The organism is bacterium, from assembly GCA_017744355.1.
Classification (GTDB): Bacteria; Cyanobacteriota; Sericytochromatia; order S15B-MN24; family UBA4093; genus JAGIBK01.
The window spans coordinates 176279-200257 of record JAGIBK010000003.1 but is presented as its reverse complement, the minus strand read 5'-3'; the positions used below and the strand labels follow the sequence as shown (position 1 = coordinate 200257).

The 23979-nt window shown below is 67.9% G+C and carries 24 protein-coding genes; 13 read left to right on the top strand and 11 right to left on the bottom strand.

The features are described from left to right. Position 1 precedes the first annotated feature (1 nt). Genes J7643_09760 through J7643_09750 form a run of 3 tightly spaced genes read right to left on the bottom strand, consistent with a single transcriptional unit; the run spans position 2 to position 3001 of the window. Positions 2 to 784, bottom strand: a complete 783-nt coding sequence (locus tag J7643_09760; GenBank protein ID MBO9540864.1) for a DUF2993 domain-containing protein — start codon at positions 782 to 784, stop codon at positions 2 to 4. Between the two features lies 1 nt (position 785). Further along, positions 786 to 2660, bottom strand: coding sequence for an S-layer homology domain-containing protein (locus J7643_09755; GenBank protein ID MBO9540863.1), 1875 nt, complete (start codon positions 2658 to 2660; stop codon positions 786 to 788). 2 nt (positions 2661 to 2662) lie between these two features. Continuing rightward, positions 2663 to 3001, bottom strand: coding sequence for a DUF192 domain-containing protein (locus tag J7643_09750; protein ID MBO9540862.1), 339 nt, complete (start codon positions 2999 to 3001; stop codon positions 2663 to 2665). A gap of 98 nt (positions 3002 to 3099) precedes the next feature. Here J7643_09750 and J7643_09745 point away from each other — a divergent pair, with 98 nt between their 5' ends. Next, positions 3100 to 3552: a YbaY family lipoprotein gene (locus tag J7643_09745; GenBank protein ID MBO9540861.1), complete on the top strand. Its 453-nt coding sequence runs from the start codon at positions 3100 to 3102 to the stop codon at positions 3550 to 3552. Here J7643_09745 and J7643_09740 read toward each other — a convergent pair. The 8 genes from J7643_09740 to J7643_09705 all read right to left on the bottom strand — a co-directional run bounded on the left by J7643_09740 (position 3546) and on the right by J7643_09705 (position 9935). Further along, complete coding sequence (locus J7643_09740; GenBank protein ID MBO9540860.1) at positions 3546 to 4637, bottom strand: aminomethyltransferase family protein; 1092 nt, start codon at positions 4635 to 4637, stop codon at positions 3546 to 3548. The two genes, J7643_09745 and J7643_09740, sit on opposite strands and share 7 nt — an antisense overlap. Positions 4638 to 4681: 44 nt before the next feature. After that, on the bottom strand, positions 4682 to 4984 hold the full coding sequence (locus J7643_09735) for a 2Fe-2S iron-sulfur cluster binding domain-containing protein (protein MBO9540859.1): 303 nt from the start codon (positions 4982 to 4984) through the stop codon (positions 4682 to 4684). Positions 4985 to 4994: 10 nt separating this feature from the next. After that, a complete protein-coding gene (gene hscA / locus J7643_09730; protein MBO9540858.1) occupies positions 4995 to 6833 on the bottom strand; it encodes a Fe-S protein assembly chaperone HscA in 1839 nt (612 codons plus the stop codon). Positions 6834 to 6845: 12 nt separating this feature from the next. Beyond that, positions 6846 to 7394, bottom strand: a complete 549-nt coding sequence (gene hscB / locus J7643_09725; protein MBO9540857.1) for a Fe-S protein assembly co-chaperone HscB — start codon at positions 7392 to 7394, stop codon at positions 6846 to 6848. A gap of 73 nt (positions 7395 to 7467) precedes the next feature. After that, positions 7468 to 7821, bottom strand: a complete 354-nt coding sequence (locus J7643_09720) for an iron-sulfur cluster assembly accessory protein (protein ID MBO9540856.1) — start codon at positions 7819 to 7821, stop codon at positions 7468 to 7470. Between the two features lie 3 nt (positions 7822 to 7824). Continuing rightward, the gene (gene iscU, locus J7643_09715) at positions 7825 to 8229 is read right to left on the bottom strand and encodes a Fe-S cluster assembly scaffold IscU (protein MBO9540855.1); all 405 of its coding nucleotides are present in this window, start codon (positions 8227 to 8229) and stop codon (positions 7825 to 7827) included. 17 nt (positions 8230 to 8246) lie between these two features. Next, positions 8247 to 9473, bottom strand: a complete 1227-nt coding sequence (locus J7643_09710) for an IscS subfamily cysteine desulfurase (GenBank protein MBO9540854.1) — start codon at positions 9471 to 9473, stop codon at positions 8247 to 8249. 12 nt (positions 9474 to 9485) lie between these two features. Continuing rightward, entirely contained in the window at positions 9486 to 9935 is a 450-nt protein-coding gene (locus tag J7643_09705; protein ID MBO9540853.1) for an Rrf2 family transcriptional regulator, read from the bottom strand. A 437-nt stretch (positions 9936 to 10372) separates the two neighbouring features. Between J7643_09705 and mnmG the strand changes: the two genes are divergently transcribed. The 12 genes from mnmG to J7643_09645 all read left to right on the top strand — a co-directional run bounded on the left by mnmG (position 10373) and on the right by J7643_09645 (position 23978). Next, on the top strand, positions 10373 to 12250 hold the full coding sequence (gene mnmG, locus J7643_09700) for a tRNA uridine-5-carboxymethylaminomethyl(34) synthesis enzyme MnmG (GenBank protein MBO9540852.1): 1878 nt from the start codon (positions 10373 to 10375) through the stop codon (positions 12248 to 12250). A 113-nt stretch (positions 12251 to 12363) separates the two neighbouring features. Further along, entirely contained in the window at positions 12364 to 13086 is a 723-nt protein-coding gene (locus tag J7643_09695; protein MBO9540851.1) for a hypothetical protein, read from the top strand. Between the two features lie 238 nt (positions 13087 to 13324). Next, positions 13325 to 13903, top strand: a complete 579-nt coding sequence (locus J7643_09690) for a TMEM165/GDT1 family protein (GenBank protein ID MBO9540850.1) — start codon at positions 13325 to 13327, stop codon at positions 13901 to 13903. Positions 13904 to 14073: 170 nt separating this feature from the next. Further along, positions 14074 to 16998 (top strand): excinuclease ABC subunit UvrA, encoded by a 2925-nt coding sequence (gene uvrA, locus J7643_09685; GenBank protein ID MBO9540849.1) that lies wholly within the window; start codon positions 14074 to 14076, stop codon positions 16996 to 16998. 155 nt (positions 16999 to 17153) lie between these two features. Further along, positions 17154 to 17846, top strand: a complete 693-nt coding sequence (gene nfi, locus J7643_09680; GenBank protein ID MBO9540848.1) for a deoxyribonuclease V — start codon at positions 17154 to 17156, stop codon at positions 17844 to 17846. Between the two features lie 139 nt (positions 17847 to 17985). Further along, positions 17986 to 19656 (top strand): hypothetical protein, encoded by a 1671-nt coding sequence (locus J7643_09675; GenBank protein ID MBO9540847.1) that lies wholly within the window; start codon positions 17986 to 17988, stop codon positions 19654 to 19656. Then, positions 19656 to 20594: a 3'-5' exonuclease gene (locus tag J7643_09670; GenBank protein MBO9540846.1), complete on the top strand. Its 939-nt coding sequence runs from the start codon at positions 19656 to 19658 to the stop codon at positions 20592 to 20594. Before J7643_09675 ends, J7643_09670 begins: the two co-directional genes overlap by 1 nt. 89 nt (positions 20595 to 20683) lie before the next feature. Next, positions 20684 to 21199, top strand: coding sequence for an NUDIX hydrolase (locus J7643_09665; GenBank protein MBO9540845.1), 516 nt, complete (start codon positions 20684 to 20686; stop codon positions 21197 to 21199). A gap of 2 nt (positions 21200 to 21201) precedes the next feature. Next, positions 21202 to 22383 carry an SAM-dependent methyltransferase gene (locus tag J7643_09660; protein MBO9540844.1) on the top strand — a complete coding sequence of 394 codons (1182 nt, stop codon included), beginning with the start codon at positions 21202 to 21204 and terminating at the stop codon, positions 22381 to 22383. Positions 22384 to 22537: 154 nt separating this feature from the next. After that, the gene (gene ndhC, locus J7643_09655; protein ID MBO9540843.1) at positions 22538 to 22912 is read left to right on the top strand and encodes an NADH-quinone oxidoreductase subunit A; all 375 of its coding nucleotides are present in this window, start codon (positions 22538 to 22540) and stop codon (positions 22910 to 22912) included. Next, complete coding sequence (locus J7643_09650) at positions 22903 to 23403, top strand: NADH-quinone oxidoreductase subunit B (protein ID MBO9540842.1); 501 nt, start codon at positions 22903 to 22905, stop codon at positions 23401 to 23403. The genes ndhC and J7643_09650 overlap by 10 nt, the downstream gene beginning before the upstream one ends. A gap of 20 nt (positions 23404 to 23423) precedes the next feature. Then, a complete protein-coding gene (locus J7643_09645) occupies positions 23424 to 23978 on the top strand; it encodes an NADH-quinone oxidoreductase subunit C (GenBank protein ID MBO9540841.1) in 555 nt (184 codons plus the stop codon). The last annotated feature ends 1 nt before the right edge of the window (position 23979 follow it).

The following is a 23979-nucleotide window of genomic DNA, read 5'->3' as shown; positions in this document are numbered from 1 at the left end:
GTTACTTGCCTCCGAGGGTGCTGACGCCGATCCGGGCGTCGACCCAGAGCCTGCCGGGGACCACCCCGAGCCCCGTGAAGCGATAGGTGGTGCCGGGGGCCTCGAAGCGCGAAAGGTCGATGGGACGGTTGACCGCATCCCCCAGCATGGTGGGGGGGATGGGGCTCCCGAAGAGGCTCGCCTGGATATCGCTGAAGGCGAGCTGGTTCTCGCCGACCAGGCGAGGGGCAGCGCTCAAGGCGAAGGGCACGCGGGTGCCGCCGCCCATGTCCACGTTGCCGTCTACCGAGAGCCGGCCCTGGCTCAGGCGCAGCCGACCCGGCACGATGTCCACGGTACGGGTGACGCTCATCCCGGGGATGACGCTGAATTGGGCCTGGATGCCCTTGAGGTGCTTCGTCACCGAGGGCGAGTTCAAGAGCACGTTGAGTCCGTCCTCGGTGAGGACGGCCGAGACGGTGGCCTCGAGCGGCTGCTTGAGCGTCGGCGTCTTGCCGAAGAGGGCGCCGCCCGTGTCCACGTGGAAGGGATCGGTCTCGATGCTCGCCGTCGAGATGGGCACGCCCTCGACAGCGAAGCCCTCGGCCTTGATGCGCAGGCTGTCCACCTGGCCGCCTAGCGCGCGGATGGGCGGATCGGTGACGACGCTGACGTCGAGCTTGGAGAAGGGGCCGTACTGCTTCCGGATCTGGTCGGCGAGCATGTTGCCCGCCACCCCCGGGAACATGCTGCCCAGCGAGTAGAGCGCGAGGATGGCGCCGGTCAAGAGGTACACCAGTGGCATCTTAGAAGCTTCCCCCCGCTCCGATGGAGAGCATTTGAGCCGTCTGCATGCCTGCCTTGTCGAAGGTGGCCCCCAGGGTGCCCTGGTAGTAGACGTGGGCCTTGAGCATCCCGGCGCCCAGGGGCAGCAGATCGTACTCGCCGCCGACTTGCCACGCCCCGAGCAGGCCGAGGGCCGTGGCTTCCTGGTAGGAGTGGAACATGAGCGGATAGAGCTGGACGGCGCCGTGCAGGCTCAGGGCGGGCATGACCCGGTAGGCGATGCGGCCCGCGGGGCCGAGGCCGAGGCCCATGGTGTTGGCGTCGAAGGTTGTGCTCGCCTGGCCACTGAGCATGCGCGTCATGACGCTCGCGCCGACGGCTGCCTGCCAGTCATCACCGCGGAAAGGCAGCTTGTAGTAGCCCTCGCCGTGCAGGTGGAAGTCGAAGTAGTCGCTCTGGGGCTGGGTCACGGGGATGGGGTAGATGGTCCCGAGCGAGAGCGCGCCACCGAAGGCTTCGTGCCAGTACTCGCCCGAGGCGTCCAGGTTGAAGTAGCCGGGGAAGAGGGCTTGGAGACCGCTGCCCTGGTAGAACAGGACCGGGTCGAGGCCCAGGCGAGCCTTCGGCACCAGCAGCTCGGCGAAGGCCGGCGCGGGGGTGCTGGGTTTGCCGGGGCCCTGGCTCGTCTTGAGGCCGCCGCTTACGGGCTTCGCCGTCGGCGTGGGCTGGGGCCTGGGCGTCGGGGTGGGGACCGGCGCGGGCGTAGGCGTGGGCTTGGCCGTGGGGGCGGGCTGAGGCTTGGTGGTGGGAGCGGGGCTCGGGGCCTTGCTCGCCTGCTCGTCACGCAGCCAGAAGGGCAAGCGCGGCGTGGGCTCCGGCTCGGGAGTGGGCTCGGGCGCCGGAGTGAAGGAAACGACGGGGGTCGGCACGGGCGTGGGCGCGGGCGTGAAAACCGGCGCGGGCGTGCGAACGGGCGCCGGCGTCGGGACGGGGCGCGGGGTGGCGACCGGCGTCGGGGTGCGCACGGGGGCCGCCGTCTTGAGCGGGGCGGGGGTACGCACAGGGGCCGGGGTGCGGTGCGGCGTCGGGTTCGGGGTGGGATGAGGGGCTTCCCAGAAGGGGCTGGGCGTCGGGTGCGGCGTGGGGGCCGGCGTGTGAACCGGAGCGGGGGCCGCCGCGGCGAGGGCCGCCTTGATGGGCTCCTGGAGGGTCGGATCGAGAAGCATGGCCGCTCGCGCCAGCATGTCGAGGGCCTCGCCTCGGGTGATGGGATCGAACGGGCGGAAGCGCACGCGCTTGGGGGCGTCGACGAATTGCCAGAAGTTGGCGGCGCGATCGAGCAACTGCCCCGACTCGCCTGCGACAGGCACGTCCGAGAAGCCGCGGGCGGGGCCCTTGAGGCGCGGCGGTGCCGTGACCGAGCGGTAAGCGAGCAAGCGATCGAGGGCGGCGGCGAACTCCAAGCGGTTCACCCGGCGAAGGCCGACGAAGCGCCCGCCCTCGCCCGTAAGCAGGCTGAGGCTCGTCACACGGCTGACCGAGGGCATGGCCGGATGGCCCGGCGGGATGTCGGACCAGGCGACCACGTTGAAGGGGACGTCGCGCGGGTCCAAGAGGGCGTTGAGGATCGCCGCGAGCTCGTAGCGGGTGATGGGGGTGTCGCCGCCGAACTCGCTCTCGCCGATGCCGCTCATGATGCCGCGATCGGCGAGCAGGCTCGCGAGAGTGGTCCGGGAGCTGCCTTCCGGCAGGTCGGTGAAGGTGGCGGCCCAGGCGGGCATGGCCACGAGGCCGAGGGCGATCGCAATTGCCCCGATTCGCTGGGCGCGGCGGGTCTTCGTCGGAACCAGGGAGGGGGAACGTGTGGGCACAGTTTCGTTAGACGCTTCGCTCACGCCTACTCCTTGATTTCCAAGCGATCGCCGACCTTGAGATCGTACTTTGCAATGGTTCCGGCGGGCACTTCGAGGGTCTGGTACGCCTTCATGACCACGGGCGAGACGCGCCACGGCTTTAGATCCGGCAAAAGGCGCTCTATGACGAGGTCTTTGGTCAAGAATACCACGTCAATCGGGTAGTTCATGAAGAACATGTGGACGGAGTTGCACGGCGTGATGAGGAGGCCGTGGCCCTCGGGCAATTCCTTGCTGAATTGCAGCCCGAGAAAGCGCGTCCAGACGTTGTTGGCGAGGCGCCCGTGCCGTACGATTTCGTCCTGGTTTCGATAGATCCGCATAGCGCCCAGTTTATCACGCCTGGCAGATCGGGGTGCGTCATCGAACCGTGGGGCGGTGCGCTTCGTCAAAGCCTCGGAACCCTGTTTCGAGAAAGGTCGTGACCATGCGAATCGGTGTCGTAGCCTCGCTGCTAGGCGCGTTGCTGCTCGTGGCGCTCCCTGCCGCGGCCATCCAGTGCGCGGGCTGCGCCAGGCCCGCAGCCACCTCTTCGGCCGTCGCCGCGGCCCGCGAGCTCAAGGGCACCGTGAGCTACCGCGAGCGTATCGCCCTCTTGCCGGGGGCGACCCTCACGGTGAAGCTGGTGGACGTCTCGCGCGCCGATGCCCCCGCCGAGGTGATCAGCGCGCGGACGATTACCGTCGCGGGCCAGGTGCCCATTGCCTTCTCGCTGCCCTACAATGCCTCGGCGATCCAGCCCGGCCACCGCTACGCCGTCCAAGCGGAGCTGCGCGCCGATGGCATGCGTTGGATCAATACCGACCACTACGGGGTCTTCGGTGAGGGGGATCCGGCCGAGCCCGCCGTCCTGGTGCGCCGGGTCGATCAGTAACGGGCGCCGATACCCTCGTTGAGCAGCTCGCTCCAGAAGGGGCGGCTCTCCAGGACAGCAGGGATCTCCTGCTCTCCGTCCTTGAGGATGACGCGCGTGCCGGGGGCCACGTGGGCGCCTTTCACAAAGCCCAAGGCGCTGCCTGCCATGGCGCTCGTGACGACGCCGACCTTCTTGCCTTCGACCTGGATCTCGGTGCCTTTGGCGGGGATGCGTGCGCCCTCGAAGCGCAGGCCGATCAGATAGCGCTGCACCTTGTCGTAGTTGGCGAGCCGGGCGACGACCTCTTGGCCCAGGTAGCAGCCCTTGGACATGCTCACCGAGTCGGCGAGCCGCGCCTCCCAGGGGTTCACGTCCTCGCCGATCTCGTGGCCGAAGGCGGGGATGCCCTGCTCGATGCGCAGTTGCTCCCAGGCCTCGGCGCCGATGGGCAGCATGCCCTTGGCGTCGGCTTCGCGCACGAGCGCGTCGTAGACCGCAAGGGCCGAGGCGTTCTCGACCAGGACGTGGTAGCCCGCGCCGAAGGCGGGCCAGGTCGAAGCGACCAGGGCCTCGCTGCCACCGATCCGCACCGAGACAGGGGCGTGCTCCTCCCAGACGGGCTGGAGGCCGGTGGCCTTGGCGATCACCGGGCGCGCGAGCTGGCCGAAGACGTAGAGCAGGCCGTAGCCCTCGGTGCGGTCCTCGATTTTCACGTCCACGCCGAGCAGGTACTTGTCGAGCGCCTGGTACACGGCCTGGGCGCGGTCGGGGTGGGTGAGGAGCCACAGGCCGTCCTCGCGCCGCATGACGAAGACGTGGTCCACCATCGTCCCCTTCCAGGTGGTGACGGCGGTCTGGATCCCCTTGCCGGGGGCGAGGGCCTGGATGTTGTGGGTGGTGTAGTTGTGCAGGAAGTCGGCGGCGTCCTTGCCCGTCAGCCACAGCTTGCCCCAGTCGGAGCGGTCCACGATGCCGCCGAGCGAGCGGCCGCGGCCCACCTCTTCGGCAACGGGCAAGAAGCGAGCGGGCAGCTCCCAGTCGCCGACGCTGGCAAAGGTGGCGCCGAGTCGGGTTTCGGAAGGCTTGAAGGGAGTTGTGGGCATGGGTTCTCTCCTATCTGACGGGACAGCCGGGGGCGCCTGCGGTGTTAGCCGAGTCCCTTCTGGGGCGGCAGTCGTACGATGATGTCGCCGTAGACCTTGGTCTGGCACGCCAGGCGGCTCTTGAGGCTGATGCCCTGCGCCATTTCCACCTGGTCGGCTTCGGGATCCTCCTGCTCGGAGGTGTGCTCCATCCCCGCCTCGACGTGGATGTGGCAGCTGGAGCAGGCGCAGAAGCCGCCACAGGCGTGGTCCAGATGGATGCCGTTCGCAAGGGCGGCTTCGAGCACGTTCTGGCCGGGTTCGACCTCGACGGTGATGTTTTCAGGTAAGTAAGTGATCTTTGGCATTGTTTGTCACTTACTGAGAAATGGGTATTGCTGAGATGTTGTCGGTGGCGTCGCCCACCGCTGCCCGCAGCGTCGTGCCCAGGATGAGCTCGGCGAGCCGGTGAGAGGCCTCGTTCAGGGCTTCGGCCGCGTCCTTGATCGCCTGGGGCTGCTTGCCTGCGAGGGCGGCGCCCAGGTTGGCGATCGCCGTCTGTAGGTGTTCGCGCTCGGGAGCGGTGAGGGCCGCGGCGGCGGGGTGGTGCTGCGCCTTGTCGGCCGCCGCCAGGATCCCCTCGCCCTCCACCCGGGCCTCGATCAGGGCGCGGGCCTCGGCGTCCTCGGCGGCGTGCTGGACCGACTCGCGCAGGATCTGCTCGACCTCGGCGTCGGCGAGCCCGAAGGTCGCGTTGACCGTGACCGACTGGGCCGCGCCGCTGCGCAGGTCCTTGGCCGTCACTTGCAAGACGCCGCTCGCATCGATGGCGAACTTGACCTCGACGCGCGCCATGCCGGCGGGTCCGGGCTCGACGGCGACCTTGAAGCGGGCGAGGCTGCGGCAGTCCTGCACCAGCTCGCGCTCGCCCTGCACCACGTGGACGATGACGGCGGTCTGGTTGTCCACCGAGGTGGTGTAGACCTCGCGGGACGAGGCGGGCACCGTGGCGTTGCGGTTGATGAGGCGGCTGACCGCCCCGCCGAGGGTCTCGATGCCCAGGGAGAGCGGGTTCACGTCCAGGAGCAGGACGTCGTCGCGTTCGCCCGAGAGTACGTCCGCCTGTACCGCCGCCCCGAGGGCGACCACCTGGTCGGGATCGAGGGAGTCGTTGGGCGTCCGGCCGAAGAAGGCCGCGACCAGGCGCTTGACCATGGGCATCCGAGTGGAGCCGCCCACCAGCACCACGTCGTCGATGGCGTCGGACGTGAGGCCCGCGTCGGAAAGCGCCTGACGACAGATGGCGAGGGTGCGGTCCAGGATGGGGGCGACGAGTGCCTCGAAGCCCTCGCGAGTGAGGGTGAGGGCGAAGGGTTCGCCGAGGGAGGGGTGCTCGAGCGTGAGAAGGGTGCTCTCGTCGTGCGAGAGGGCGTGCTTTGCCGCCTCGGCCGCGCGGCGCAGGGCGGCCGTGAGGCTCGGGTCGTCGAGGGAAAGGGTGGGGCGCTCGCTCAAGAGGCGCTCGCCGAGCCAGGTTGCGAGCGCCGCGTCGCAGTCGTCGCCGCCGAGCCGGGTGTCGCCGCAGGTGGCGAGCACCTCGAAGACACCGTCCGTGAGCTTGAGGATCGAGACGTCGAAGGTCCCGCCGCCTAGGTCGTAAACCGCGACGTGGCCCTGGCGCTTGCGGTCCAGGCCGTAGGCGAGGCAGGCGGCGGTGGGCTCGTTGACCAGCCGCAGCACGTCGAGGCCGGCGAGCTTGCCCGCGGTCAGGGTGGCCTGGCGCTGGGCGTCGTTGAAGTAGGCTGGCACGGTGACGACCGCCTGCTTGATGCGGCCGATGGCGTGGGTCTCGGCGATCGCTTTGAGCTTGCGCAGGACGAGGCTCGAAAGCTCTACCGGCGTGAAGCGCTTGCCGCCGAGGGTGAGGCGGATGACTTCGTCGCTGCTGGCCGAGGCATCGTAGGAAAGCAGGGCGGAGTCTTCGGCCAAGTCGGCGAGGCCGCGGCCCATGAGGCGCTTGAAGGAGGTGGCGGCGCGGCGGGGATCGGTGACGGCCTTGGCCTCACGGCCCACCAGCTGACGACCGCTCTCGGCGATCGCGACTGCCGAGGGGATGAGAGGCTCGCCGTTGGCGTCCGGCAGGACCACGGGCTGCCCTTCGACGACCATGGCCACCAGGCTGTTGGTGGTCCCCAGGTCGATACCGACGATCTTGGCCATGGTGGTGTCCTTTTAGAAATTCGAGAGCTTGCCGTCGATGTCACGGAGCATGGACAGCAGGTAGGTATGACGATCGAGAGAGAGGGCGAGGGTTTCGAGCGTCTCCAGGCGAGGATCGGCGTCCCATTCGGCGCCGCGCGTCGCAAGCTCGTGGGCGAGGCCGTCCGCGCTGGCCTGAATCCGGTCGCGGAGCGCTCGGGCCGTCTCGCGCAGCGGGGCGCGGGCCTCGTCACTGGCCTCGGCAAGCTCCTCGAGGGTTTCTTGCAGGTCGAAGTAGGTCTCGGCTAGCTCGACGGGAACCCCCTGCCGCACGTCGGCCTTGATCCCGTGCCGATCGAGCACGTGGCGTAGCCGCAAGAGCGGATCGCGCAGCACGCGGTAGGCCGCGTTGGCGCGCTCCATCTGGTCGCTGGCGGCCTCGCGCTCGGCTTCGGGACGGGTCATGAAGCGATCGGGGTGGAAGCGGCGCGCAAGGGCGTGATAGCGCGCTTCGAGGTCGGCGCGATCGAGAGTGAGGCGCTCGGGGAGGTCGAAGACAGCGAAGTGGTCGGATGGCGTCATGACGAGGTTCTGAGGAACTTGATTGTATCCCCCCACCCCCGCCCCGCCAGGGGGCAGGGGGGAGAGATGGGAGTTAGACGCCGAAGGAGTTGCCGCAGCCGCAGGTGTGGACGGCGTTGGGATTGCGGAAGGTGAAGCCGGCGTTCATGAGGTCGTCGTTGTAGTCCAGCTCGAGGCCGCTCAAGAAGAGCGAGCTCTTGGGGTCCATGAGGACCTTGAGGCCGTCGAACACCATCTCGCGGTCGTCCGCGTTGGGGGCGTCGGCCATGTCGAGCTTGTAGCTCAGGCCCGAGCAGCCGCCGCCGGTCGCGCCGACGCGCAGGTAGCCATCGGGCTTGCCCTGGCGCTCGAGCAGCGACTTGACGTGAGCGATCGCCTTGGGGGTCACGTTGATCAGGTTGGGCTTGGGGGTGGTCTCGGTCGTCATCTTTTAGGCCTCCGTGGTCGAAGCGGCAGCGCGCTTCTGCTGGTAATCGCTGATCGCCATGCGGATCGCATCCTCGGCGAGCACCGAGCAGTGGATCTTGACGGGGGGCAGGGCGAGCTCCTCGACGATGGCGGTGTTCTTGATGGTGAGCGCCTCGTCCAGGGTCTTGCCCTTGAGCCACTCGGTGGCGAGCGAGGAGCTCGCGATCGCCGAGCCGCAACCGAAGGTCTTGAACTTGGCGTCCTCGATCACGTGGGTCTGGTCGTTGACCTTGATCTGGAGCTTCATGACGTCGCCGCACTCGGGCGCGCCGACGATGCCCGTGCCGACGCCCGCGGCGTCCTTGGGGAAGGAGCCCACGTTGCTGGGGTTCTCGTAGTGGCGGATGAGCTTGTCGCTGTAGGTCATGGTTCTTCCTGCCTGAGTTAGTGGGCCTGCCACTGGACCTGCTTGAGGTCGATGCCGTCCTTGTACATCTCGTAGAGCGGCGAGAGCTCGCGCAGGCGCTGGACCTGGGCGATCACGATCGAAGCGGTCTCGTCGATCTCGGCCTCGGTGGTGAAGCGGCCGAGCCCGAAGCGCAGCGAGGTGTGCGCCAGGTCGCTCGACACCCCGATGGCCTTGAGGACGTGCGAGGGCTCGAGCGACGCCGAGGTGCAGGCGGAGCCTGACGAGACGGCGATGCCCTTCATGCCCATCATGAGGCTCTCGCCCTCGACGAACTCGAAGCTGAGGTTGAGGTTGCCCGGCAGGCGCTGGGTCGGGTGCCCGTTGAGGTGGACGTGGTCGATGGCCTCGGTGATGGCGCGGTAGAGCTTGTCGCGCAGGCTGGCGAGCCGCAGGCCCTCGTCGGCCATCTCGAGGCGGGCGATTTCACAGGCCTTGCCCAGGCCGACGATCCCCGGCACGTTGAGGGTGCCCGAGCGCATGCCGCGCTCGTGGCCGCCGCCGTGGGTCTGGGCGCTGAGGCGCACGCGGGGCCCCTTGCGACGGACGTAGAGGGCGCCGACCCCCTTGGGGCCGTAGAGCTTGTGACCCGACAGCGAGAGCAGGTCGACCTTCATGGCTTTGACGTCGACGGGCACCTTGCCCGCGCTCTGGGCGGCGTCCACGTGGAGCAGCACGCCCTTGGAGCGGGTGATCTCGCCGATGGCCGAGAGGTCCTGCACCGTGCCGATCTCGTTGTTGGCGTGCAGGATGCTGACGAGGATGGTGTCGGGGCGGATGGCCGCCTCGAGCGCCGCGAGGTCGATCAAGCCGAAGCGATCGACGTCCAGGTAGGTGACTTCGTAGCCGAGGCGCTCCAGGTGGGCGCAGGTGTCGAGGGTCGCCTTGTGCTCGACCTTGGTGGTGATGAGGTGCTTGCCCTTCTCGGCGTACATCTCGGCGACGCCCTTGAGGGCGAGGTTGATCGACTCGGTGGCCCCGGAGGTCAGGACGATCTCCTTGCCGCTGGCGTGGCCCCGATCGTCCAGCGCGCCGATCAAGAGGGCGATCTGCTCGCGGGCCTTCTCGACGCCTTGCTCGGCGGCCCACCCGTAGGGGTGGTTGCGGCTCGCGGCGTTGCCGAAGTGCTCGGTGAAGTAGGGCAGCATGGCCTCGAGGACCCGGGGGTCCATCGGGGTGGTGGCGTGGTAGTCCAGGTAGATCATGCCCGTGGCTTCCTATGGGAGCGCGGCCAGGTCGAGCTCCACCGAGACGTGCCGGACCCCGTCCTGAAGTGCGAGCCCCTCGAGGGTGTAGGCCTCGAGGGCCGCCATGAACTGCTGCTGGGCAGCGAGCAGGGCGGCCTGCACGGCGCAGCCGGTGCGGAAGCAGGCATGTGGGGTCGAGGAGGTGCAGTCGTTGACGGCGATTTCGCCTTCGGTGGCTTCGACGACCTGTCGCAGGGTGATGGTGTCGGCGGGGCGTCCCAGGGCGATCCCCCCGTGGGAGCCGCGGTGCGATCGCACCAGGCCCGCCTTGACGAGCAGAGGGACCAGCTTCCCGAGGAAGGAGGGCGGGATGCGCTCGACCTCGGCGATGCGCGCGGTGTCGCTGAGCTGCCCTTCAGGCTGCTTGGCCAGGTAGAGCAGGGTCAGGATCCCGTACTCGGTCGCTTTGGTCAGTTTCATCGCGGCTCCAACCTTCGCTCTGACGCGTGGCTTGGGTAAATCCGACAAAATTGGTCTGATTTACCCTCTGTGACTGTACGCCATGGCTGGGGGCTTGTCAACGCGAAGGCCCCTGCAGCGGCGCGATCCCGGCGGGAGGAGGGGTCGAACGGGCCTTTCCGAGCCCTGCCCCCATGAGCGCCGCCACGATGCAGAGCGTCAGGATGATCAGGTCGGTCTGCTTCATCGTCGGACCCTCTTTCGGACCCTTTTGCGGCCCCTTTTGCGGCCCCTTTTTCGCGCGGCGGTCGATCTCCCACCGCGAGCGATCCTAGCCGGCGGGGAGGGTTCCTGGCGACGGCCATCTGCCCAACGCCCCTCGTGCCTCTTTTGGAATTCGTCGATTCCGGCTACCATGCACCTTCTGGAAAGGCACACGCGGAAAGGGGCGAGAACCGATGCACTGGGACGTGATCGTCATCGGAGGCGGCCATGCGGGCTGCGAGGCGGCGCTCGCCTCGGCGCGGCTCGGCTGCCGTACCGCCCTGGCGACCGGGAGCCGAACGACCATCGCGACCATGCCCTGCAACCCCGCCATCGGCGGTCCCGCCAAGGGCAATCTGGTCCGCGAGATCGATGCCCTGGGCGGCGAGATGGCCCGCGTCACCGACCGCACCGCCATGCAGATCAAGGTCCTCAACGCCTCAAAGGGGCCCGCCGTCCAGGCCCTCAGGGCCCAGTCGGACAAGAAGCGCTACGCCGAGGCCATGCAGGCGGTCGTCTTCTCGACTCCGAACCTCTCCATCTTCGAGGGCCTGATCGAGGCGATGCACCCGACCCCCGACGGCGGGGTGGAGCTTGTGACCGACAAGGGCGAGCGTCTCTTGGCGCGGGCGGTGGTGCTTACGACCGGCACCTTCCTGCGCGGCAAGCTCTTCACGGGCCTCGACGCCGAACCCGGCGGCCGCACCGGGGAAGCCCCCGCCAACGCCCTCACCGCGAGCCTGCACGCCCTGGGCCTGCGCACCGGTCGCCTCAAGACCGGCACCCCGCCCCGGGTGGACGGCCGGACCCTGCGCTTCGACCGGATGGCCCTCGCTCCGGGCGGGACCCCCGATCTCCACTTCTCCTTCGTGCCGCCCGAGGCGCCCACCCCGCAGCACCCCTGCTACCTGACCCACACCATCCCCGCGACCCACGCGGTGATCACCGGCGCGCTCGATCGCTCCCCCATGTTCACCGGCATGATCGAGGGGGTGGGGCCGCGCTACTGCCCGAGCATCGAGGACAAGGTCGTGCGCTTCCCGGACAAGGAGACGCACCCGGTCTTCTTGGAGCCCGAGGGCGAGGACACCATCCAGTGGTACGTCCAGGGCATGTCCACGAGCCTGCCTGCTGAGGTCCAGCTCGAGATGCTCCGCACCATGCCGGGCCTCGAAGAGGTCGTGATGCTCAAGCCGGGCTACGCGGTCGAGTACGACTACATCCCCGCCACCCAGCTGCATGCGACCCTCCAGTGCAAGCTCGCCCCGGGTCTCTTCACGGCGGGCCAGATCAACGGCACCTCGGGCTACGAGGAGGCCGCGGCCCAGGGCCTGGTGGCCGGCATCAATGCCGCCCGCTATGCCAAGGGCCTCGAACTGGTGGTCTTCCCCCGCTCGGAGTCCTACATCGGGACCCTGGTGGACGACCTGGTGACCAAGGAGATCAACGATCCCTACCGCATGCTGACGAGCCGCTCCGAGTACCGGCTCTACCTGCGCCAGGACAACGCCGACGAGCGCCTGACGGCGCTCGGTCGCGAGCTGGGCCTGGTGGATGATAGGCGCTGGGCCGTCTTCACCGCCAAGCAGGAGGCGATCGCCCGCGAGCGCGAGTGGCTGAAGAAGACCCGCCTCCTGCCCTCGGACGACCTCAACGAACGGCTCATGGCGGCCTGCGGCGAGCGGGTGGAGCGACCCGTCACCCTCGAAGAGCTGCTGCGCCGTCCCCCGGTGCCGGCTCCCCTGGTCTGGGAGATCGCGGGCCGCGAGCCCGGCGAGGTCCCGGCCGAGGTCATCGAGCAGCTGGGCATCCAGACCAAGTACGCCGGGTACATCGAGCGCCAGACGGCCCAGATCGCAAAGCTCAAGCGCCTCGAGGACAAGCCCTTGCCTGCGGATCTCGACTACCGCGCCATCACGGGCCTGTCGCGCGAGGCCCAGGACAAGCTCTCGCGGATTCAGCCCCGCACTTTGGCGCAGGCCTCGCGGGTGGGCGGGGTGACCCCGGCGGACGTGAACTTGCTCATGGTGCACCTGGAGGCGCGCCACCGGACGCAGACCGCCCGCGCTTAGGCTCGCCTCAATCCTTTTCCCCCAAACCATTCTCCGTTGCGGACGAAGTTCCGGATACGGGCCTTCTCTATCCTGGAGTCGGAGCGGGGCGATGCAGCGGGGAGGGAACGGCCATGCGCCTGTCGGGTCACGACATCATCTGCTTGTCGGCGGTGGACTGGGACGACCCGCGCTCGGCCGAGCGAGCGCCCTTGATGGGGTTCCTGGCTGAGATGAACCGGGTGCTGTTCATCGACGCCCCTTGTTCGCTCTTCCATGCTTGCGCCCGCCTCGGTGATGCCCGCTACCGGGCCAAGTGGGCGATGCGCTGCCGTTTTGGGGTGAAGCCTCGGCGCCTTGCGAGCCACCTTTATTGCTGGACTCCGCCCTTCCGCCTACCGGGTGACGGCCTCATCGCCCGCTGGCGCCTGCGGCACGAGGTCAAGGCGGCCGCCCGCGCCCTCGATCTCAAGACCCCCATCCTCTGGCTCGACCCCGCGCACCCGGACGCCGAGGCCCTGATCGGGGCCTGCGACGAGGTGCTGGTGGTCGCTCACCACCCGGATCCACGCCGCCGGCTGACGCGGCGCGAGCGCGCCGTGCTCGCCAAGGCCGACCTGGCCTTCGTCTCGAGCAAGGCCCACCTGCGGGCCCTGCGTGACGAGGTCCCCCACGTTCGGCTGGCGCCCCGCGGTTGCGACTTCGATCGCCGGCACGGCACTCAGCTGAGCCTCTGGGAGGCGCGCTGCCGCGAGCTCGAAGGGGCGGTGCTCGATCTCTTGGCGGCCCGCGCCAAGCCCAGCAGCATCCCGCTCTTGGTCGAGCGGATCATCCGCCAGCAGCCCGTCAACATGTGACGAGGCCCTGGGCGGCGCGATTGCGCCTTCGGGCGCGATCGCTTAGAGTGGGGAGGTCATTGGGGAGTAGCCGCTCTTCGCCTAAAGAAGAGGCTTACGTCAACACACTTGACCATCGGTCGTGGCGTAAGCGGTTCCCGTGCTTGGCAAGACCTTTGACCACGACGCATCCGCAAGGCCGGGTGTGCGTCGTGGTCGTTCGTCTCTCGCCCGGCCGTGGAACGAAAGTGGTACATCGATGGAATCGCTCCTCGTCTCGACCGGAGTGGTCGCGCTCGCTGAAATCGGGGACAAGACCCAGCTCCTCGCCTTCATGCTCGCCGCGCGCTTCAAGAAGCCCCTTCCCATCATCCTTGGTATTCTGGTCGCCACCCTACTGAACCACGCGCTCGCAGGCGCCGTGGGGGCTTGGATCACGACGATGATCAGCCCTCAGGTCCTGCGTTGGGTGCTGGGGCTCTCCTTCATCGGCATGGCCGTCTGGACCCTGATCCCCGACCAGATCGAGGAGGAGGAGGCCAAGGTCGCCAAGCGCTTCGGCATCTTCGGCGCGACCGTGCTCACCTTCTTCCTGGCTGAGATGGGCGATAAGACGCAGTTCGCCACCGTCGCGATGGCCGCCCGCTACGCGAATCCGGTGTGGGTCGTGGTCGGCACGACGCTCGGCATGATGGTCGCGAATGTGCCGGCGGTGTTCGTGGGCGAGAAGCTGGCTGCGAAGATCCCCATGAAGCTGGTGCATTCGATGGCCGCAGGGCTCTTCGCGCTGCTTGGGCTGGCGACCTTGCTGGGGGCCGGTGCGAAGCTGGGCTTCTGAGCCTTTGGCGATGCGGCGCACGGGGGCTAGTGCGTGGAGCTGAGCGAAGCTCCAGGCCCCTCGCGCCCCTCGCCTCGGGTCGGGACGGGGGGCGCGACTTGATCGCGCTCGGGCCCGGGGTATACAATGAAGCAATGTTGGAACATATGAGCGAGAGATCGGGTCACGGGATGAGCAACGCATCGCAGCAGCAAGATGTCCTACGCGTGCGCGGGGCGCGCGAGCACAACCTCAAGAACATCGACCTGACGGTCCCTCGCAACCGCCTGGTGGTCTTCACCGGGGTTTCGGGCTCGGGCAAGAGCAGCCTCGCCTTCGACACCATCTTCGCCGAGGGCCAGCGCCGCTACGTGGAGAGCCTCAGCTCCTACGCGCGCCAGTTCCTGGGCCAGATGGACAAGCCCGATGTGGACTACATCGAGGGCCTGAGCCCCGCCATCTCCATCGACCAGAAGTCTACCTCGCACAACCCGCGCTCGACGGTCGGCACCGTCACCGAGATCTACGACTACCTGCGCCTTTTGTTCGCGCGGGTGGGCACCCCCCATTGCCACAAGTGCGGGCAGACCATCAACCCCCAGACCGTCGAGCAGATCGTGGACCAGGTGCTCGCCTGGCCCGAGGGCACCCGCTTCCAGGTGCTCGCCCCCATCGCCCGGGGCCGCAAGGGCGAGTTCAAGAAGGAACTGGAAGCCGCCCGCAAGGAGGGCTTCGTCCGCGCCCGCATCGACGGTGAGGTCCGGGACCTGGTCGAGGACATCGCCCTCGACAAGCAGAAGAAGCACGACGTCGCCATCGTCATCGACCGCCTGATCGTCAAGGCCGACATCCAGTCGCGTCTGGCCGACAGCGTGGCGACCGCCCTCAAGAAGGGCGAGGGCCTGGTCATCGTCCAGAACCTGGGAACCCGCGAGGCCCCCAGCGAGGCGGATGTGCTGTTCAGCGAGCACTTTGCCTGCTCGGACTGCGGCGTGTCGCTCTCCGAGGTCGCCCCGCGCCTGTTCTCCTTCAACAGCCCCTTCGGCGCCTGCCAGACCTGCCTCGGCCTCGGCTCCAAGCAGGAGCTCGACCCGCACCGGGTGGTGCCGGACCCCCACAAGAGCCTCGCCGAGGGCGCGATCGCCCCCTGGCACCGCACGGGCAACCCTTATTACCAGCAGCTGCTGAGCGCGCTTTCCAAGGCCAAGGGCTTCGACCTCAAGACCCCCTGGGAGGAGCTGAGCCCGGTGGTCCAGAAGACGGTGCTCTACGGCTCGGACGATGCGATCCACATCGACCAGGAGTCGTGGTTCCGGCCCGGCGAGTGGGGCTACACCACCCGCTACGAAGGGGTGATCCCGCAGCTCGCCCGGCGCTACGCCGAGTCGACCTCCGACAAGTTCAAGGAGGAGACCGAGGCGTACATGACCATGCGGCCCTGCGAGGGCTGCGAGGGCAAGCGCCTGCGCCCCGAGGCCCTCGCCGTCACGGTGGGCGATCGCTCGATCGCAGCCGTCACGTCCCTCTCGATCGGCCGAGCCCAGGCCTTCGTGACGGGCCTCGTCCTCACCGAGCGCCAGGCGATCATCGCCCAGCAGATCCTCAAAGAGATCAACGCGCGCCTGCAGTTCCTGTTGGACGTGGGCCTTGACTACCTCACCCTGGACCGCACCGCCAACACCCTGTCGGGGGGCGAGGCCCAGCGCATCCGTCTCGCGACCCAGATCGGGTCGGGCCTGACGGGGGTCCTCTACATCCTGGACGAGCCCTCGATCGGCCTGCACCAGCGGGACAACGAGCGCCTCCTGGGCACCCTCGAACGGCTGCGCAACCTGGGCAACACCCTGATCGTGGTCGAGCACGACGAGGACACCATCCGGGCGGCCGACTACCTGGTGGACGTGGGCCCCAACGCCGGGGTGCACGGGGGCCGCATCGTCGCCGACGGCACCCTCGAAGAGGTCATGGCCGTCGAGGAGAGCCTGACGGCCCAGTACCTGAGGGGCGATCGCGCCATCACGGTGCCGCTCGTGCGCAGGGAGGGCAACGGCAAGGCCATCCGCCTGAAGGGCGCCCACCTCAACAACCTCCAGAACGTGAGCGTCGAGATCCCGCTCGGCAAGTTCGTCTCGGTGACGGGCGTGTCCGGGTCCGGCAAGTCGACGCTCATCAACGAGGTCCTGATGGGGGCCATCGAGCACACCCTCTCCAAGCGCGCCTTCCCCAAGGGCCTCAAGGCCGTCGAGGGCCTGGAGCACATCGACAAGGCCATCGTCATCGACCAGTCGCCGATCGGGCGCACGCCGCGCTCCAACGCGGCCACCTACACCGGCCTCTTCGACATCGTGCGCGAGGTCTTCGCCCAGACCAACGAGGCCAAGGCCCGGGGCTACCAGAACGGGCGCTTCTCGTTCAACGTCAAGGGCGGTCGCTGCGAGGCCTGCAAGGGCGAGGGCATGAACGTCATCGAGATGCACTTCCTGCCCGACGTCTACGTGCCGTGCGAGGTCTGCAAGGGCAAGCGCTACAACCGCGAGACCCTCGAGGTCCGCTTCAAGGGCAAGAACATCGCCGAGGTCCTCGGCATGACCGTCGGCGAGGCCGTCGAGTTCTTCCGGAGTATCCCGCGGGCCCTCACCAAGCTCCAGACCCTCGCCGACGTGGGCCTGGACTACATCCAGCTCGGCCAGCCCGCCACCACCCTCTCGGGGGGCGAGGCCCAGCGGGTCAAGCTCGCCACCGAGCTGAGCCGCCGCAGCACCGGCCGCACCCTCTACCTCCTGGACGAGCCCACCACGGGCCTGCACTTCTACGACGTGGAGAAGCTGCTGGGGGTGCTCAACCGCCTGGTGGAAGCGGGCAACACGGTGCTCACCATCGAGCACAACCTGGACGTGATCAAGACCAGCGACCACGTGATCGACCTGGGGCCCGAGGGCGGCGACCGGGGCGGCACCATCGTCGCCGAGGGGCCTCCCGAGGCGATCGCCGCCTGCGAGGCCTCCCACACGGGACGCTTCCTGCGCAAGCTCTTGCCCGAGGGTCTCGACGCCGTGATCGCCGCGGCCTCGCCCACCCCCAAGGCCCGCGCCGGGCGCAAGAAGCAGCCGGCCTAAGCAGGCATATAAGTATTATTAACAAACCAAACGGGCCTTCTGGCAGCGGGTTATGATAGCGCAACGCGCCTCAAACCCGCTGGAGGCCCGTTTGGGCTCCTGGCGGTAGGGTGAAACGGCGCTCGCACCAACCATCACGACCAGGAGTCACGCTGTTGTCCGTCGAACTACACCAGTCACACCGTTGGGACCTCCCGCCCTACGAGGCGCAGCAGCTCCAGCAGGCCCTCAGCCAGGAAATCGTGACCCAGGACGACTTCGGCGACATCGCGCTGATCGCGGGGGTCGAGGTCGCGCATAGCCGCTTCAACGACACCCTCACGGTGGGCGTCTCCTTGCTGACCTACCCCGAGCTCCAGCTGGTGGAGAAGCGGGTGATCGAGTACCAGACCAAGTTCCCCTTCATCGCCGAGCTGCTTTCCTTCCGCGAGGCCCCGGCCATCGTCGCGGCGCTCGAGACCCTCTCGCGCCGGCCCGACATGGTCCTGATCGAGGGCCCCGGCATCGCTCACGCCAAGGGCCTGGGTGTTGCCTCGCACGTGGGCGTGGTGATGGGCCTGCCGACCGTCGGCTGCGCCAAGGCCACCTCGGTCGGCTCCTTTGTGGAGCCCGAGGTCAACGCCGGCTCCTCGTCTTCGCTGGTCTGGCAGGGCGAGATCATCGGGACGGTCTACCGCTCCAAGAACCGGGTCGCCCCCCTCTTCATCTCGGCCGGTTACCGCGTCAGCCGCGAGACCGCCGCGCGCCTGGTGCGCGAGTGCTGCCAGGGCTATCGCATGCCCGAGCCCATCCGCCATGCGGGCAACGCCCTGGCGGAAACCAAGCGGGCCGCCGCTGCCGTCGGCTAGCCCCTAGCGTTGCCCCTCTGGGCACGATCCGGTAGAATAATCGGGCTTTGATTCGGGCTCCGCTCGGAGGGCCGATCGCGCGCGATCGCCTCGGGCGCATCATCCCCTCACGTTGACGCCGCGCTTTGGAGGCTTTTCGATGGGACCTTTCCGCTGGCTCCCCCTGGTCTTGGCAGGGACGCTCCTCGTTTCGGCTTGCTCCGGCAGCAACCCCGCGAGCCCCGGCTCGACCAACCCGGGCATGCCCGCCGCGACCGGCGCGAACGCCCCGGCGCGCCCCGAGGCCGGTAGCGAGAAGATCACCGTCAAGGGGGCCATCGCGGACGCCCGCACCGGCGACGCCGTTCCCAAGGCCGTGGTGGTGTTCCAGGCGCTGACCAGCGACAGCCTGCCCTCGCCCGTGGCGACCGGCTCTGCGTCCGCCTCGGCGACCCCCGCCCCCGAACTGACCCCGAGCCCGGCGCCGACCGCGACCCCGCAGGCGCCAACCAATGCCGGCCGCCAGGGCGCCACCGCCCCCAAGCGCCCCGCCCCCAAGCCCGACGACCCCAAGGCCCCCAAGAAGGTCTCGGTGGACGACAAGGGCCAGTTCGAGATCAAGGACATTCCGCCCGGGACCTACATGGTCACGGCCTACGCGCCCGGCTACCAGGCGCTGACCATCGTCGGCAACCGCCCCAACCAGCTGAACCTGGCCCTCACCCCCCACAAGCAGCCCGCCGGCCATGAGGTCGCAGGCTCGGTCAAGACCGCCGCCGACAAGCCCGCCGAGGGCGCTCACGTCGTGGCGGGCGTGATCCCCGGCCTGACCATCGGGGACTCGACCGACGTCAAGTCGGACGGCACCTTCGTGCTCAAGGACCTGCGCGCGGGTCGTACCCCCGTGGCGGCCTTCGTGGGCGACGCCGGTGAGATCAAGGCCTGGGCGGTGCAGCCCGAGGTGCCCATCGCCGTCGGCAAGGACAAGAAGACCCCCTCGCCGCAGTTCGTCCTGCGCGCCGTGAGCAACCCCGTCATCCTCTCGGGCAAGGTGACTTCGACCGTCAAGGAGCTCAAGCCCCGCCAGGTCTCCGTGCAGCTGGTGACCGACAACGGCGCGGTGCCCCTCTTGACCCGCACCCCCGACAAGGAAGGCTACTTCCGCTTCTCGCTGCCCGCGCTCGCCGAGGGCCAGACCTACCAGCTGATCGCGAGCGGCGCGGACGGCAAGGGTGACGTGGTCTACGCCCACAAGCATCGCCTGAACGCCAGCGACCTCAAGCTCGAGATCGGCCTGCCCAAGGCCCCGCCCGCTCCCAAGCTCGATATGTTCGAGGAGTCCGCTGGGCTCGTCTCGTGGGATGCGGTGGACGACGTCTCGGTCTATCGCCTGCGTCTCGAGACCTCGGGTGACGAGCCCCAGACCGTCTGGGAGAGCTTCTCGACCGGCACCCGGGTCGCGCTGCCCGATCCCGACGTGCTCCCCTTGCTCAAGAAGGGCGAGAAGTACCGTCTGACCCTCTCGGCCATCAAGGTGGCGGACGGCGTCGGCTACGACCTGGCGAGCGTGACGGCCGAGCCCTGGGCTTTTGCTGCGAGCCACGCGCCGGTGGACTTCGTGTACGGTCAGGACACCGTGGGCGGCGTCGAACCCAAGGCTCCCGAGCAGGCACCCAAGACCCCCGAGCACGGCCTCGCGCCGGCGCCCGTGGTGCCGCCCGTCGCCAAGCCCGCGACCCCTGCGGCCAAGCCGGCGGCGCCTGCTAAGCCGGCCAAGCCCAAGCCCAAGGCGACCCCGAAGCCCAAGGCGAAGGGAACGACCAAGGTTTGATGCGGCCCGGCACCTTCGTCATCGTCGACCTGGAGACGACCGGCCTCGACTACAAGCTTGACCGCATCCTCGAGATCGGAGCGGTCAAGCTCGAGGACGGGCGGGTCACCGCCGAGTTCCAGGCACTGATCGATCCCGAGGTGCCGCTGCGGGAGGCCAACGTGGCCGTCCATGGCATCTCGGAGGCCCACATCGCGGGGGCGCCGAAGCTCGTAGAGGTGCTGCCCGCCTTCCTGGAGTTCATCGGATCCGCTCCGCTGGTCGCTCACAACGCCCAGTTCGACATGAACTTCCTCACCCACCACGCGGCCGAGACCCTGAGGGTGACTGTCGAGAACCGGGCCCTCGATACCCTTGCGATCGCACGCGAGGTCTTCCCCCGCGAGAAGGCCCTGAGCCTCGAGCGCCTGCTCGAGCTCTTCGGCGAGCCCCCGCGGCCCCTGCACCGGGCGCTTGAGGATGCGCGGTCGTTGGCGCTGGTTTTCTACCGCCTTCTTGACCTTCAGGATCAGCGCCGTGACTACCAGCGCAGCCAGTTCAGCCGTATCGACCAGGTGGCCCTGCGCTACCGGGACCTGGGCCGGCTGATCGACCTCATGCAGACCGAGTTCAAGGAGCTGCGCCGCACCCTCGAGGTCTACTTCGAGGAGACCCAGGACGACGCGATCGCCCTGCCGGGCGGCGACGTGCTGCGCCACCTGCGCAACGAGAGCCACGAGTTCCACCCGGAGGAGACCCGCGCCGTCCTCGAGCACCTGGGCATCCTGGAGCGGGTCCAGCGGATCGACCGCGAGAAGCTCGATCGCTGGATCAAGGGCGATCGCCTGACGGACGAGGAGAAGGCGTCGATCCTCGCGGCGCGCCGTTTTCTCGGGTATCGAAACGTCATGAGTTGGGAGCGTGCCGCCTCTGCGGCAGTAGTGCCCGCCGAAGCGTGAGCACCGGCGCGCCTTTGCGGCATGCTAAAATATCTTCGGCGCATCCTTTCACCAACGGAGAAACCATCGTGGCTCATGAATTCCAACACCTGGTCGAGCGTGGTCTGACGCAGGAGAGCGTCTACCGTGGCAAGCTGCTCAAGATCCGCGTGGACACCGTGGCCCTGCCCGATGGGGAAATCGCCAACCGCGAGATCGTGGAGCATCCCGGGGCGGTTGCGGTGGTGCCCCTGACCGACGATGGTCAGGTGGTCCTGGTCCGGCAGTTTCGTTACCCGATCAACCGCATCACCCTCGAGATCCCCGCGGGCAAGCTCGAGTTCGGTGAGGATCCCGAGACGACTTGCCGTCGTGAGTTGGCAGAGGAAACGGGGTTCGCAGCCGCTTCGCTCGAGAAGCTGACCGAGATCGTCGTGGCGCCCGGCTACAGCAGCGAGCGTCTTACCCTGTACAAGGCCACCGGCCTGACGCCCACGGACGCCAAGCCCGACGGCGACGAGTTCATCGAGACGGTCACCATGCCCCTGGCTGAGCTTCACGCCATGATCAAGCGCGGCGAGATTCAGGACGCCAAGACGATCGTCGCGCTCAGCTGGCTGCGCTAGGCATGGCGACGCGCCGGGAGATCCTCGACGCGGCCATGGACGCCGTCGCCGACGGCGGGGCCATGACCTTCCGGACCTTCATGGAGCTTGCGCTCTACCATCCGGAAGGGGGCTACTACACCCGTCCGACCATGCGGGTAGGTGCGGGGGGCGACTTCCACACCAGCCCCACCATCCATGAGGCGTTCGGCCAGTGTCTGGCTCGCCAGCTGGTCCAGCTCTGGGAGCGCCTCGGCAAGCCCGAGGACCTCTGCCTGCTCGAGATGGGGGCGGGCAGCGGCCAGCTGGCCGACCAGATCCTGAACGAGCTCGCCGCCATGCGTGGGCGCTGGAAGCACGTCCGTTTCGCCATCCTGGAGCGCAGCGCCGCTTTGCGCGAGCGTCAGCAAGCCCTGCTCGCCCCCCATGGCGACGCGGTCCAGTGGGTCGACTCCCTCTCCGCCCTTGCCCCCGAGGGCAAGTGGGAAGGGATCATCCTCAGCAACGAGCTCTTCGACGCCTTCCCCGTGCACCGGGTGATCGGCCTCAAGGAGGGCTTCGCCGAGATCGGGGTCATGCGCGGCGAAAACGGCCGGTGGCGCCAGGTTGGGGTCGAGCCGACCACCCCGCGCCTCGAAGAGACCCTCTCGCGCCTCGGGATCACCCTCCAGGAGGGCCAGCAGGCCGAGATCAACCTGGACGCCCAGGACTGGATGGAAACCCTCGGATCCTGGCTCGGGCGTGGCTTCGTGCTGACGGTCGACTACGGCAGCGAGGCCGAGCGGGTCTATGCCCCTCACCGCCACAAGGGCACCATCCGCGGCTTCTTCAAGCAAATGGCGATCGACGATCCCCTGTCGCATCCGGGCGAGCAGGACCTCACCAGCGACGTGGACTTCACCTCCCTCATCGCCGCGGGCGAGAAGGTGGGGCTGCGCACCCTGGGGGTCGTGCCGCAGGGTCTCTTCCTCAAGCACCTGGGGATCGAGGAGATCGAGAAAAAACTGCTCAAAGGGCTCAAGAACGCCCTCGCCGTGGACTTTGCCGCCTACGAGATCCGCAAGCTGTACCAGCCCGACGCCATGGGCGAGCGCTTCCTGGTCCTGATCCAGGCCAAGGGGGTCGATACCAAGCCCGCGGATGTGGCGGGGCTCGGCGGGAAGCCACTTGCGAGCGGTTGGCGCAAGCTACTGTCCTGGCGTTGACATAATCCAATCATAAGGATAACTTTTCCAACATTTTCCCGTGCCCCTCCGGGCCGATCTTCGATCTGTGTTAGAATACCCGCAGCTTAAGGCGTGGATTCCCTGGAATTCACGCGCATGCGCGTTTTGCTCCCTCTCGAAGGACTGGAATCAAATGCTGGACTTCAACGTTACATTTGCGATCGCCATCGTGCTCGCACTGGCCGTCATCGTGCCGGTGGCCATGCTCGTGATCCACGCGTTGCTCGGTCGCGCGCGCGTCACGACCGCCGCCAAGGGCAGCACCTACGAGGCGGGTATCGCCCCCAAGTCGGTGGTCGGCACCCCGCGCGAGCGCTTCTCGGTCAAGTTTTACCTGATCGCCATCCTCTTCATCATCTTTGACGTGGAGGCGGTCTTCCTCTACCCCTGGGCGGTCAACTTCCAGAAGTTGGGCCTCTTGGGCTTCGTGGAGATGCTGATCTTCCTGTCCGTGCTGTTCACGGGCTTCATTTACATCCTGAAGAGAGGAGCACTCAAGTGGGAGTAGAATCTCTGCTCGGCGACGACATCATCGTCACCCGCCTCGACGCGGTTCTGAACTGGGGGCGCAAGTACAGCCTGTGGCCGATGACCTTCGGCACGGCGTGCTGCGCCATCGAGTTCATGGGGACCGTCAGCTCGGTGTTCGACATCGCGCGCTTCGGCGCTGAGGTCATCCGCTTCAGCCCCCGCCAGGCGGATCTGCTGCTCGTCGCGGGCACCATCACCTACAAGCAGGCCCCGATCCTCAAGCTGATCTACGACCAGATGCCCGACCCCAAGTGGGTCATCTCGATGGGCGCCTGCGCGAGCTCCGGCGGCTTCTACGACAACTACTGCACCGTGCAGGGCATCGACGAGATCATCCCCGTCGACGTCTACATCGCCGGTTGCCCTCCCCGTCCTGAGGCCGTCCTCGACGCGATCATCAAGATCCAGGAGGGCGTCGTCAGCAAGGAGACGATCGCCAAGCCCAAGCCGGTCCTGCTGCAGCCCTAGAGCCGAGGTAACGAAAGACGATGGAAACGACCCTCTCCCTCACCCTCCGTAAGCTCCAGGACAAGTTCGGCCAGGATATCGTCTCGGTCTCCTCGTGGCGCGGCGACGATTGCGTCGTGATCCGCAAGGAAGCCCTGCTGGCTGTCGCCACCTTCCTGCGCGACGATCCCGAGCTCGACTACAACTTCCTGGTGGACCTCGGCGGGGTGGATTACCTGAACCATCCGAAGCCCCAGCCCGAGCGCTTCGCGGTCGCCTACCACTTCCTCTCGATGAAGTTCAAGCACCGGGTCCGCGTCAAGGTCTACGCGGGTCTCAAGGATCCCGAGATCGACACCCTGTGCGGGATGTGGAAGGCCGCCAACTGGATGGAGCGCGAAGTCTTCGATCAGTACGGCCTCAAGTTCAAGGGCCACCCCAACCTCAAGCGCATCCTCAACCACGCCGAGTTCGTCGGGCACCCGCTGCGCAAGGACTACCCCATCCGCAAGCGCCAGGTGCTGACCGAGAGCGACACCCTGATGGATGAGATGCAGAAGCGTCTCGAATTCAAGGGTCTCACGACAGGACGGTAAG